Origin of the sequence: Desulfuromusa kysingii (genome assembly GCF_900107645.1) — a bacterium.
Taxonomy (GTDB): Bacteria; Desulfobacterota; Desulfuromonadia; order Desulfuromonadales; family Geopsychrobacteraceae; genus Desulfuromusa; species Desulfuromusa kysingii.
On sequence record NZ_FNQN01000013.1, the window covers coordinates 1 to 13,020 of the forward strand.

Below are 13,020 nucleotides of genomic sequence, written 5' to 3' on the forward strand. Positions count from 1 at the left end.
AACCAACTGGAGCCGTCGTTGGTCAACAACCATTTGGTGGAGGACGAGCCTCAGGGACCAATGACAAGGCCGGTAGCAAACAAAATCTGATGCGCTGGGCTTCAGTCCGTGCCATTAAAGAAAACTTTGTACCGCCACAAAGTTTTGAATACCCCTTCTTGGAGCAAGAATAAATTGACCCGCCCCGTCCGATAACGGTGACAGACGGGGCGCTCTCTTATTGAACCACACCGACCAGCAGGACAAAGTGATGTCAATTTTTAATTATGTTGTATCTAAATCCATTATGTACGTTCCAAAACCAATCATCAGCCACTTTGCCAAAGGGTACATTGCAGGATCAACATTGGCAGATGCCGTTCAGCTCACGAAAGACCTGAACCAACAAGGGATCATGACAACGATTGATATTCTTGGTGAGTTCATCACCACCATGGATCAAGCGGTCGGGTTTAAAAATGACGGTCTGAATATTTTACGCACCATTGATCGCGAAAATCTGGATGCCAACCTGTCAATCAAACCAACCCAAATGGGGCTGCTTCTTGACAAAGAGCAATGCTATGGAATTATTCGCGAGCTCGTCGCCGAAGCCAAAGAACTGAAGAACTTTATCCGCATTGACATCGAGGATGTTCCCGTTACCGACGACACCTTCGAATTCTTCCGCAGACTGCGTGAAGAGTTTCCAGGCCATGTCGGCACCGCACTACAAGGGTATCTCCGCCGCACCCCAGACGATGTCGTTGCCATGGCTGACGGCTATCAGAACTACCGTCTCTGCAAAGGGATCTACATCGAATCCCGGATGGATGCGTGGAAACACCCCCAAGCCATTAACCGGAACTACGTAATCTGCCTTGAACAACTCCTCAAACAAGGCGCTTATGTCGGCATTGCTACCCATGATGAGTCTTTGGTTTTTGAAGCGATGAACATAATTCGAAAATTGGATCTGAACCCTGACCAATATGAATTCCAGATGCTGTTAGGGGTTGATGAAGAATTACGGAAAATCATCCTTGCCGCCGGACACAGACTGCGTATCTATGTCCCCTATGGGGAAGATTGGCTCCCCTACTCACAACGTCGGCTCAAAGAAAACCCAATGATCGCCCAGCATGCATTGAAGCAAATGTTCGGTTTAAACAAGCAATAAAAAACATAAGACCTCCGCCTCAAAAAGGCGGAGGTCAAGAACCACCTGTCGATACAATTCCATCGTTGTTTTCGAAGGTCTTTTTGCCAATTCATTTGATCAAAGTCATTGAATTCAGCTTATAGACAAATCATAGGTGCAGTGATTGAATTGGAAAATGTTACAATAACGACTTCCTACCAACTGGAATCGATCCGGCAAAGCCGATATACAACCACTCAGTCGCGGTAGGATCTCCGGTTTTCACACCCGTTTCTGGTGAAAGGCTACTGCCCATAGCAAGGACATCCATCGCTAAGAACGAGCCCTGCGCCATTTCGTTTGCGGTGACTGCGACAAGAAATAGTCATTGGATTAATCCCATTCCGAGAGGGAATATTGCTGCCATCCAACGGACATCTGAGTCATCAAAATAACCAACCCGAGGACATTGATGCTTCCGGGTCAAACCATTGAACTGACGATGTTTTTACCAATGGGAACTTCGCTATTACGAATATGTCGATGGCTGATTATTTGACATTGGACAAAACGGCTGACGTAACACTCAAAGCTACTCCGACTCGAAAGGTGCAACCTCTCTAGAAATGACAGATTCAACCCATGCCACTTCATCGGTCAGGGCAAAGGAGCTTTCATTGGAGGGATAGGCTTGCTGACCATAGTCCAATAAGTCGATAGCAATCACCCCTCTTCGTTTATCGAATGTCCAGCATCTGGCTACGGAATAGCTCGGTATGCCGTTGCCTTTTTAACCATGATATTTGGCAAAGTTCTTATCATCAGAACAATTCAACTTCCGGGTTAATCTCATTAAATGTTTGTTTTTGTTAGACTAAATACAATTTTTTTTGTACTCTTATCTATCCCTACGGGTTGAAAATCTATATAGTCAATTGTTAACCAATCCACGCGAATATCTACTTGAAAGGTTCCTAAGAACGTATGGATGATCATCTCTTTGAAGACCTCAATGCCAGCCTGGACACCTTCCTGATTGTCTGGCCGAAACGTATGGGAGAAGCTGGTTACCTGGCCCATACAACAGCAAACAGACATGATTGTGTTGCATCGTTCCGAGGAATGCTTGAATCCATCCGTTGTATGCTCCCCGATCAAGGGGTGCCGCGGTTTGCCTCGATGTTGAAGGAAGCACAGGCAAATGCCCCCTTTCTGCTGCAAAACGCCCGAAACCATAGACTACGGGGGATAACTGGAGAGATGTATCTAGGGTGTTTCAAAACCTTAATTCACTCCCTGGAAGACACGGTCCTGACATTAAAATATAGTGCCGAAGAAAAGCTCAATGTTATTTTGAAGATCCGTCTGGCTTGCGATGTCTTGGAGACCCTCTTTATTGATGATTGGGAGCGCTCAAGTGCCCATGAAATGACGGAGCAACTCCAAGAGGTTAATCGACTTTTAACACTGAAAAAAAACCGTTATGAAAATATCTTTCGCAGCACCTCAGACTTGGTTATCCTCACTGATCACAATGGCGTCATCAGTGAAATAAATCCCGCAGCGAAATATTTTTTTGCTACCGAAAACTTACAAATTAAGCACTTCTGGGAGTTTCTGAGTATAGATTGTTGCCATATGGATCAATTACTTGATGATTACCCTATTGATGAGACCCATGAAGTGACCTCCCGTGTCAGTGGACATGTCTTCAATTTACGCATCGTCCCTCTTTCGAGAGTCTCCCTTGCCACCCTAGGTTATATGTTAATTCTTAATGACATCACCCTGTTCGTCAATTATCGTCAGGAACTGGAGCAGAAGGTTCACGAAAGGACAGCTGAGTTGATTTTGTCCCAAGATCTCCTTCGACATGAAAAATTACAGACCGATGAAATGAACGTAACCTTACGTAATGTCATGAAGAGTATCGAATCCGACAGGTGCAAACAAGAACAGAGCATCACCTCGAAAATTCGTTCGCAGATGCTTCCCGCCCTTGAGAAGGTTCGCCTTGAGACATCATCCGGCATTAGGGCAAACCTGATTGACCAGATAGAGCAGCAGTTAACCGCCTTGACTTCAGATACGAATCTGGAGTTGGATGCCAATCGTCTTAAATTAAGCAAAACCGAAACGCGTATCTGCGATTTTATTCAGGCTGGCTATTCTTCCAACGAGATCTCCGAAGCGATGAATCTTGCCTTTGATACGATCCGCACTCACCGTAAAAATATCCGTAAGAAATTGGGTCTGCAGGGAAAAGATATCAATCTCTTTTCTTACCTTACGAGTAGGAACCATCCCAGCCCAGAAGACAAATAATCAGCATATCTCCTTTACGGAATTCTTTTATGGGGTATAGATAAATACCCCATAAAAACCCCCAGAGATCCCCTTCCCAAAGTCAAGCATGACCATTAAGATAAATTCAACTGCTTAGAAGGTGGATTTATGCTGAATGGCCACAATAAACCTGTTAAAAATATACCAGTTATCCCTATTTTTTGGGGTCAACTGAAAGGCGCTTTTGTTGCCTGCTGCAGCATTGTTATGCCGGAAGTATTTGTCGATTTACGTTCCCGTCCTTGCCACCTCTCGTCCCAAGTTATACCCCAAAGATTACCCCATTTTGTCAGCTCCAAAGAAGCAGTCCTGCCACTTCCTGCTTCAGCGGTCTTTGGGAAAGTGAATTGATTATGGGACAAGCTGCGCCGGGTCTTGGAACCAACCTGAAATATTCAACAAAAGAAAAGATAAGGATATTTTCAGTCGTTAGAAGAGTCAGTCAAAGATGTCTGACTCAAATATAATCTGTCTCCAGAAAATGGGAGAGGTTCACTCACTAACTCAGGTGTATGAAAGGGAGGAGCATGTATGGATTCTGAAATTAGCAGAAGGAACTTTCTAAAAGGTGCCGCCGGGGTATCTGCCTTAACATTAAGTGGGCTATGTTTTATCGACATTTCACCCGCCAAAGCAGACACGGTAAAATACCCCATCACACGTTTTAGGAATGTATGCCCAAGGAATTGTCACGATACCTGTGGCATGATCACTGAAGTGCAAGATGGAAAGGTGATTCGGGTATACGGAGATCCAGACCACCCAATCACCAAAGGGGCCATGTGTGTCAAAGGGGTCTCCTACATTAAGCAGCTCTACTCACCTGAAAGACAACTGCACCCCATGAAGAGAGTCGGGAAAAAGGGGGAAGGAAAATGGCAGCGCATCAGCTGGGATGAAGCCATCACCACAATCACCGATAAATTCAAAGAGACCATAGCAGAAGACGGCAACGCGGAAGCGATCTGGGGTTATTGGTACTCAGGCACACTCGGTGCTGTAACGAACTACAGCATGAACAGGCGCTTTCTCTACAAATTAGGGGCCTCACGGATAGCTCAAACTGTCTGTTCCGAAGCGGGTAAGGAAGCCTGTAAGTACACATTTGGCACCCAGGAAGGGATGGACCCTGAAGACTTTGTCAACTCAAAGTTGATCGTCTCTTGGGGTGTCAACGAACAGGCGACCAACGTCCATGCCTTTAATTTTTACAATAAAGCCTTTGAAAAAGGGGCAAAATATGTCGTCGTCAATCCCCGCAGAACTGAAGGTGCGGCCATGGCGGATATGCATATCCAACCACGCCCGGGAACTGATGCTGCTCTCGCTCTAGGGATGATGAATGTCATCATCGCAGAAAACCTTTACGACAAAGACTTTGTTGAAAAAAATACTCTTGGATTCAAAGAACTCAAAGAGCGGGTTAAAGAATATCCAGTAGAAAAAGTCAGCCAAATCACTGACGTTCCAGTCAAACAAATTGTTGAATTTGCCCGCTTATACGCTAAAACTGACCCAGCAGCAATCCGCGTTGGTTTTGGTATCCAGAGAAACACCAACGGCGGCATGATGGTCCGGACCATTAGCTGTCTACCTGGGCTTTGTGGCAACTGGGGCAAGCCTGGAGCAGGACTTCTCTATATCAACACCAACTGGAAATGGAATTTTAAGCACCTGTACCATTTTGACACTCCAAAATCACGCTCTCTCAATATCAACAAGTTGGGCGAGGTCCTGTTAGAGAAAAAAGATCCTGTCAAAGCGTTGTACGTCTACAACAGTAACCCTCTGGGGATGACCGCAAACCTGAACAAAGTAAAAAAAGGGTTGGAACGGGAAGATCTGTTTACCGTTGTTCACGATCTGTTCATGACCGACACGGCAGATTATGCCGATATTTTCCTCCCCGCGTCACACTTCATTGAGCAGTGGGATTTCCATCAGGCCTATTGGGGTCTGGTCGTTCAGGTGAATGAAAAAGCGGTTGAACCTCTGGGAGAAGCACGACCCAACTATGAAGTCTTCCGGGCACTGGCAAAAGGGATGGGTTATACCGACAAGACCTTTGATGAGGATCCCGTCGATATCATAAAAGGGGCTTTGAATACCGACGATCCAAGAATGAAGGGGCTCACCTTTGAGCGTCTGGTCAAAGAGGGGGCAACACGGATTAACACTCCTGACAGCCCAGCGGTATTCTTTAAAGATCACAAGTTCCCGACCCCTTCAGGGAAAATTGAGTTCTACTCCGAACAGGTCGCCAAGCACGGTCTTGACCCTGTCCCCTTCTATGCTGCACCACTGGAGAGCCGGGATGGTTCACCAAAATTACACAAAAAATACCCTCTCGTTTTATTGACGGGTGCGACCAAAAACCTCCTCTCAACTCAGTGGTCCCAAGAAGCCTACAATCAAGAAATTGATCCGGTACGGAGAATTGAGATCAGCCCTGAAGATGCAAAGGCAAGAGGGATCAAAACTGGGGATCTGGTAAGAGTCAAAAACGACCGGGGCAGCATCCAACTCACAGCGCTGGTCATTGATACGGTCAGACCAGGTGTTGCTTCTGCGGATAAAGCCTGGTGGCCAAAGCTGTGTCCAGACAACCAGAATGTCAACTTCCTGACCCCTGACACTCTGGCAGATATGGCTGACAACTCAACTTACCATACGAATCTTATTCAAGTAGAAAAAGTATAATTTCACAACCTAAATGGGAGGTATAAACTGTGTCTACGAAAAAAATGGTGTTTTTCTTTGACCAAGCAAAATGTGTCGCCTGTCAGGCGTGTGAAATAAGTTGTAAAGTCGTCAACAAACTTCCACTCGGAGTCAGGTATCGAAAAGTTATATCAACCGCATATACGGGGACATCTATAGCCTTACGACCACATCTATCAATGGCTTGTAATCACTGTGACAATCCAGCATGTATGAGTGTCTGTCCTGTTGATGCCTACAGTAAAAATGCCGAAGGTCTTGTGATTCATGATCCGGAAAAATGTATTGGCTGTCAGGAGTGTATGGGCGCATGCCCTTATCATGCACCGCAATTCAATGAAGAGACAGAATTGGTACAAAAATGCGATTTCTGTGCTGATCGCTTAGAAAATGGGATCCTTCCGGGTTGCATTGAAGGCTGCCCAGCTAAAGCTTTGACTTTTGGTTATGCTTCTGAAATTGCAAGTAAATACCCAGATTTCAAAAGCGTACCCAACCTGAAGAAAACGTCTCCAAACTTCATGGTCAAAGAAGGAAGCCGGTTGCACACAACCAATGGAAAAAACAAACCTGAAGGGTACACAGGTGAAATTGCGGAATACTTAAAAGATGCTTAAGCATCAGTAACATCGACGATCGGTACAGTACCCTTATCGATCATTGATTCAAGCAAACAAGGGCGGAGTTCGGGAGTAGATCCTGAACTCCGTTCCTTTTACAGCCTCCGCCCTCTTTCCAATGCTCCTGCCTCGGTCAGATTATCCTCCTTCATCCTGAGTGAAAACTCACCGCAGCCAACAACTCGGTAGAAAACCCACCTTTACCGCACCAGCCGCTTGGTATAAGCTCCCTATTATCTATTACGAGCTATGTTCCGAAAAAGATAAGCTAAAAAGCCTTCAAGGCCTTAACAAAACTTTACATAACTATCCTATATTTAACACCATAGCCATGGCTAGAAGCGTAACATTGGGCGCTCCTATTTAAATTATAAGTACTGAACCAAAAGAGAGACCGACGCGATGACCCCTAAACAGAGCCTGCATCTGCTGCTGTTGTTACTGTTCCTGAGCGGCTGTAGCCCCTTTAAAGCAGAGCTTCAGCCAGAGAAACTGGCTGAACTTCCACCAAGCTATTCCGTAGCCGGAGCCATGACTGAAGTTCCTAGCCGTTGGTGGCACAGCTTTGCCGCTGATGACTTGAATCGACTCATTGATGAGGCATTGAACGACAATCTCTCCCTGAGACAAGCTTGGTCCAGGCTGGTACAGGCACAGGCGTTGAGTCAACAAGTCCGCAGCAGCCAACAGCCCGACCTGAATGCGACGGCCGAACAATCCTACAGCCACACCCGAACCGACGGCGACACGACAAACAGCGACGCTTACTCCCTTGGCTTAAGCAGTAGTTTTGAATTGGATCTTTGGGGTCGGGTTGCGGCTGAAGTCGAGAGCCAGAACAAAGAAGAGCAGGCAACCCGGGAAGATTTACATGCCGCAGCAATAAGCTTGGCGGCTGAAGTGACCGATCTCTGGTTACAGATAATCGCTCAACAACAGCAACAGCAGTTGTTGGCAGAACAGATTATAACAGCACAAAGCTATCTTGATCTGATTGACCTCCGTTTTCGGAAAGCCCAAGCCACGTCCCTCGACCTGTTGCAGCAAAAAGAATCCATTGCCGCCCTGCAAGCCAAGCTGCCGAGTGCATATGCCACTGAACAGCTGTTACGCCACGAGCTGGCCGTACTCCTGGGTAACACACCACGACAACCGCTGGACTTGATCACCACCAAACTGCCGCAACTGCAACCACTGCCACCGTTAGGGCTCCCTGCGGAATTACTGCAGCAACGTCCCGACATTCGTGCAGCCGATCTTCGCTTACAGGCCGCTGACTGGGACCTGACGATCGCTAAAGCAGATCGACTTCCGGCCTTAAAATTGACCGCATCTGTCACCACCAGTGGTGATTTTGGTGACCTATTCGACAACTGGTTACTCAACCTCGCTAACAACCTCACAGCACCACTGCTCGACGGGGGCTACCGTTCCTCTGAAGTCGAACGGCAACAAGCAATCATCTCTGAAAAACTGGCTGATTATCAACAAACCGTATTGACGGCTATCCACGAAGTTGAAGATGCGCTGATCAGTGAACAACAACTGCAGCAAGAGATGTCGGCTCTGCAGCACCAGTTAAGCCTCGCAGAAAAAGCCCTTTCAACTGCAAAATACCGCTACTTGAAAGGGCTCATAACCTATCTACCAGTATTGACCGAACTGCAGAGTGTAGAGCAGCTGCAAGAAGATCTGCTCAATCAAAAACTTAACTTATTGACCAATCGGGTCGTCCTCCATCGAGTTTTGGGAGGCGACTGGACTGAACAGCTGCCGGTGCAGCAACTTGAGGTGCAATTATGAATCATCCTGAAACCCACCATCCAGCCCCGGCAAACGCAAAAAAGAGAGGCTATAAATCAACCCTGCTGACACTGCTGGTCATCTGTATAATTCTCATTTCCGCCGTTCTGGCAGGAACCTTCCTAGTCAAGACCGCCCCGAAAGCAAACCGGGTAAAACCAGTAAAAGAGGCTCCTCTGGTAACAACAATGCCGCTTGCACCAACTCTGGAACAAGTCACAGTCAGTGCCATGGGGACTGTAGTTCCAGCCAACGAGTTAAGTTTAAAGACGGAAGTTAGCGGCCGGATTATCGGCGTCCACGACAGTTTTGAGCTCGGTAGCCAGATCAACCGCGGAGACAAATTGCTGGTTCTGGAGCCTGCTGACTATCAATTAGCCGTAGTTGAAGCCGAAAGTCAGGTTGCAGACGCTGCCTACGCTCTGGCCATCGAACAGGGCAATCAGGAAATCGCACAGCAGGAATGGGAGCTCTATGACGACCGGGATTCAGCCAGCGAGCAGGATCGTGAACTGGCACTCCGTAAACCACACCTCCTCAAAGCTGAAGCTGAATACCGTGCCGCCAAAGCAACCTTGGCCCAAGCGCAACTGGATCTACAGCGAACCACCCTATACGCCCCTTTCAACTCTCTGGTAACAGCCAAGAGCGTTGAAACAGGCAGCTACTTATCCGCGCAGGAATCAGTCGCCACCCTTGTCGGAACCGACCATTATTGGGTTCAGGTCTCACTCCCGGTTGATCGTCTCAGCTGGCTCGAAATTCCACACAAAGCTGGCGGTCAGGGATCAGCGGTACTGATCACCGCTGGCGACAAACAAAAAGTCGGTACCGTCTCCAAGCTCCTTGGCGATCTCGCAGATGAGGGGCGCATGGCTCGTCTGCTCGTTACCGTCGAAGACCCTCTGGATCTGAAAAAGCCAGCAGAGCAGCGCCAACCATTACTTCTTGGTGAATATGTCCGGGTCGAAATCGATGGCAAAATGTTAGCTGATGTCATCAGCGTCCCCCGCTCGACTCTGCACGATGGTGATCAGCTTTGGTTGTTAGATGAAGAAAAACAGACCTTGCTGATTAAAACCGTCGAGGTGCTCTGGCGCGACAGTGACCGGGTTTTGCTGCGTAACAATCTGCCTGAGAAAACCCAATTAGTGACCAGCAATTTAAGTGTTGCCGTCGACGGCATGCAACTACGGCCGGAAAAAGCTCACCAACCAGGGGAGCAGAAATGATGCAGTCGCAACACAACACCAAAGGCCCTATTGCGTGGATGGCCAGTAACCCTGTCGCTTCCAACCTGCTGATGCTGGTCCTGCTGATCGGCGGGGTATTCTTCATGGGACAGATCAAACAGGAAGTGTTCCCTGAATTCGACAGCGACCAGGTGACTGTCAGCGTCACCTATAGCGGCGCCAGTCCGGCTGAGGTGGAACAGGGAATTATCCTGGCAATCGAAGAGGCCGTCAGTGGTCTCGATGACATTGATGAAATCAACTCTAGCGCCAACGAAGGGCGGGCCACGGTCACCATAACCCTGCTCACTGGCGGTGATCTACAGAAATTAGCTCAGGATGTCCAGAGTGAGGTCGATCGCATCTCCACCTTTCCCGATGAAGCCGAAGAACCGTCGGTCGAAATCGCTACCCGCAAACGGGATGTCATCTCACTTGCACTCTATGGTGACCAAAGTGAAAAAGTGCTGCATGATCTGGCAAATGATTTCCGCAACACTTTACTGCAAAACCCAGAGATCACCCAGGTTGAACTCAACGGTACCCGGCCACTGGAAATTTCCATCGAAATTCCGCAGGAGAAATTGCGGGCTTACAATCTGACTCTCGATGAAGTTGCGACAACACTCAGCACCGCAGCAATAGAACTACCGGGCGGGGGAATCAAGACGTCAGGGGGAGAGATCCTCCTCCGCATGCAGGAACGGCGCGATTATGGTGCCGACTTTGCCAAACTACCGGTCCTCACGGATAATAACGGGACACAACTCCTGCTGGAAGATATCGCGACCATCACTGATGGTTTTGAAGAAACCGACCGTTACGGCGAATATAATGGTAAACGTGCGGTAATGATTGATGTCTACCGGATTGGCGATCAGACCCCTATTGAAGTGGCTGATGCCACCAAAGCGGAAGTAGCACTGTGGCAACAGCAGCTGCCTCCGGGAGTCTACATTACCGCAGTTAATGATCGTTCTGAGGTCTTCAAACAACGACTTGACCTACTGCTTGGGAATGCTTATCTCGGACTCTCTCTGGTCCTCATACTGTTAGGGATATTTCTCGAAGCACGACTGGCATTCTGGGTCACCATGGGCATTCCAATCTCCTTTCTGGGTGCCTTTATTGTCCTGCCTGCGCTCGGCGTGAGCATCAACATGATCTCCATGTTTGCTTTTATCGTCGCCCTAGGGATCGTGGTTGATGACGCTATCGTCGTCGGCGAAAATGTCTACAAGTTTCGCCAGCAGGGAATGCCACCACTCCAAGCCGCCATCGCAGGGGCACGTGAAGTGGCTATGCCGGTCACCTTCAGTATCTTGACCAATGTGGTCGCTTTCATGCCCCTCTATTTTATCCCCGGGATTATGGGCAAAGTGTTCAGGGTGATTCCGGTGGTCGTTATCACCGTCTTCCTGGTTTCGTTGATTGAATCTCTGTTCGTGTTACCAGCCCACTTGGCACACTTGAAAGAGAACCGTCGTGGTGGCCTGCTGGGGGCCTTGCATAACTTCCAGCAGCGTTTCAGTCAAGGGTTCACCCGCCTGATCAAACATCGCTATGCCCCCTTTTTACAACTCTTGTTGCGTTTCCGTTATTTGACCTTAAGTGTATCCTTTGCCGTACTGATTCTTACTGCAGCACTGATCATCAGCGGGCGGATGGGGATGACCATGTTTCCGCGCGTCGAATCAGATTTCGCCAGAGTGACGGTTTCTCTCCCATACGGGTCACCGGTTGAGAAGACCGAAGCGGTACGGGACCGATTACTCGCCAGCGCCGCACAAGTAGCAGATCAATACGGTGGCGAAGATTTGGTCGTGGGAACTTTTGCCGATGTGGGAAAAACAGTCAACGGCACTTCCGGCAGCCACACTCTGGAAATCAAAGTGTTCATGGTTGACCCGGAAACACGGGCCATCCCAACCGCCCAGTTCATTCAACAGTGGCGCAAAGCAACGGGAGAGATCAGTGGTCTCGAAACCATCATGTTCCAATCTGACTCTAGTGGCCCAGGCTCGGGTAAAGCTCTTACGGTTGAATTAAGCCACACCGATCTAGATATTCTGGAACAAGCGGGTCAAGACCTGGCCGAGGTTCTATCCGGCTATTCCATAGTCTCAGATATTGACGATGGCTTCGCACCTGGCAAGCAGCAACTTGACTTCCGTATGCGTCCCGAAGGGTTGAGCCTTGGACTCAGCGCAAAAGAGGTCGCTCTCCAGGTCAGAAACGCTTATGACGGTGCCGAAGTATTGCAACAACAGCGCGGCCGCAACGAAGTAACTGTAACCGTACGAAAACCGAAGAATGAACGAATCTCCGAATTTGATCTGGAAGAGATGATTCTGCGTAGTCCCAGCGGCATCGAAATTCCGTTGCGGGAAGCTGTTGACATCGAACGTGGCCGTGCCTATACCAGCATCGATCGGCGTAACGGCCGGCGTTTTATCAGTGTCACTGCCGATGTCCGTCCTGACAGTCAGAGTGGACAGATAAAAAACGCCTTGCTTGCTGATGCGTTGCCACAATTGACCGATCGCTATCCTGGTCTGGCATTCAGTTTTGAAGGGAAACAGGCTGACATGGCTGAGAGTATGACCAGTCTGGTCACCGGTCTCGGATTGGCTCTGGTTATGATCTATGCGCTATTGGCGATACCGTTCCGCAGCTATATGCAACCAGCGATTATCATGATCAGCATCCCGTTTGGAATTGTTGGTGCCGTCATCGGGCATCTGTTACTCGGTTACAGTCTGAGTGTCATGAGTATGTTTGGGGTGGTTGCTCTGGCCGGGGTGGTCGTCAATGACTCGCTGGTGCTGATTGACTTTGCCAATCGTAAACGACTCACGGGAGAAACCGCTCATGCAGCAATCGTTGATGCCGGAATCCTGCGTTTCAGACCCATCATGTTAACGACTCTAACAACCTTCTGCGGACTGATGCCGATGATTTTCGAAACATCCCGGCAGGCGCGCTTTATGATCCCGATGGCAATTTCTCTGGGGTTTGGCATCCTCTTCGCCACCCTGATCGCCCTGTTATTGGTCCCTTGCCTCTATTTGATAGTTGAAGACATACGCAAGATCCTTAAAATCCAAACACCAATGACAGCAGCAACTGAGAACCCGCCGGTGAAAGCAGGATAAATTTGTATCAACCCGGCAATATA

7 protein-coding genes and 1 pseudogene are annotated in these 13,020 nt (G+C 48.5%); all 8 read left to right on the forward strand.

Translation table 11 applies throughout. From position 1 onward, the window contains the following. Positions 1–173 (forward strand): annotated as a pseudogene (locus tag BLU87_RS17900) (L-glutamate gamma-semialdehyde dehydrogenase); the annotation flags it as partial. Positions 174–250: 77 nt separating this feature from the next. After that, positions 251–1,159 carry a proline dehydrogenase family protein gene (locus tag BLU87_RS15955; protein ID WP_092350667.1) on the forward strand — a complete coding sequence of 303 codons (909 nt, stop codon included), beginning with the start codon at positions 251–253 and terminating at the stop codon, positions 1,157–1,159. Between the two features lie 945 nt (positions 1,160–2,104). Continuing rightward, on the forward strand, positions 2,105–3,445 hold the full coding sequence (locus BLU87_RS15960; RefSeq protein WP_092350669.1) for a LuxR C-terminal-related transcriptional regulator: 1,341 nt from the start codon (positions 2,105–2,107) through the stop codon (positions 3,443–3,445). Between the two features lie 552 nt (positions 3,446–3,997). Beyond that, the gene (locus BLU87_RS15970) at positions 3,998–6,166 is read left to right on the forward strand and encodes a molybdopterin-containing oxidoreductase family protein (RefSeq protein ID WP_092350673.1); all 2,169 of its coding nucleotides are present in this window, start codon (positions 3,998–4,000) and stop codon (positions 6,164–6,166) included. 29 nt (positions 6,167–6,195) lie between these two features. Continuing rightward, positions 6,196–6,804, forward strand: a complete 609-nt coding sequence (locus BLU87_RS15975) for a 4Fe-4S dicluster domain-containing protein (RefSeq protein WP_092350675.1) — start codon at positions 6,196–6,198, stop codon at positions 6,802–6,804. A gap of 405 nt (positions 6,805–7,209) precedes the next feature. After that, complete coding sequence (locus BLU87_RS15980) at positions 7,210–8,610, forward strand: efflux transporter outer membrane subunit (RefSeq protein WP_092350677.1); 1,401 nt, start codon at positions 7,210–7,212, stop codon at positions 8,608–8,610. Then, the gene (locus BLU87_RS15985) at positions 8,607–9,842 is read left to right on the forward strand and encodes an efflux RND transporter periplasmic adaptor subunit (protein ID WP_092350679.1); all 1,236 of its coding nucleotides are present in this window, start codon (positions 8,607–8,609) and stop codon (positions 9,840–9,842) included. Before BLU87_RS15980 ends, BLU87_RS15985 begins: the two co-directional genes overlap by 4 nt. Next, a complete protein-coding gene (locus BLU87_RS15990; RefSeq protein ID WP_092350681.1) occupies positions 9,839–12,997 on the forward strand; it encodes an efflux RND transporter permease subunit in 3,159 nt (1,052 codons plus the stop codon). The genes BLU87_RS15985 and BLU87_RS15990 overlap by 4 nt, the downstream gene beginning before the upstream one ends. The last annotated feature ends 23 nt before the right edge of the window (positions 12,998–13,020 follow it).

Bases quoted from the DNA above. Each gene is read 5' to 3' on its own strand.
- BLU87_RS15980 (WP_092350677.1), top strand. From the start codon at position 7,210: ATGACCCCTAAACAGAGCCTGCATCTGCTGCTGTTGTTACTGTTCCTG.
- BLU87_RS15955 (WP_092350667.1), top strand. From the start codon at position 251: ATGTCAATTTTTAATTATGTTGTATCTAAATCCATTATGTACGTTCCA.
- BLU87_RS15970 (WP_092350673.1), top strand. From the start codon at position 3,998: ATGGATTCTGAAATTAGCAGAAGGAACTTTCTAAAAGGTGCCGCCGGG.
- BLU87_RS15985 (WP_092350679.1), top strand. From the start codon at position 8,607: ATGAATCATCCTGAAACCCACCATCCAGCCCCGGCAAACGCAAAAAAG.
- BLU87_RS15960 (WP_092350669.1), top strand. From the start codon at position 2,105: ATGGATGATCATCTCTTTGAAGACCTCAATGCCAGCCTGGACACCTTC.
- BLU87_RS15990 (WP_092350681.1), top strand. From the start codon at position 9,839: ATGATGCAGTCGCAACACAACACCAAAGGCCCTATTGCGTGGATGGCC.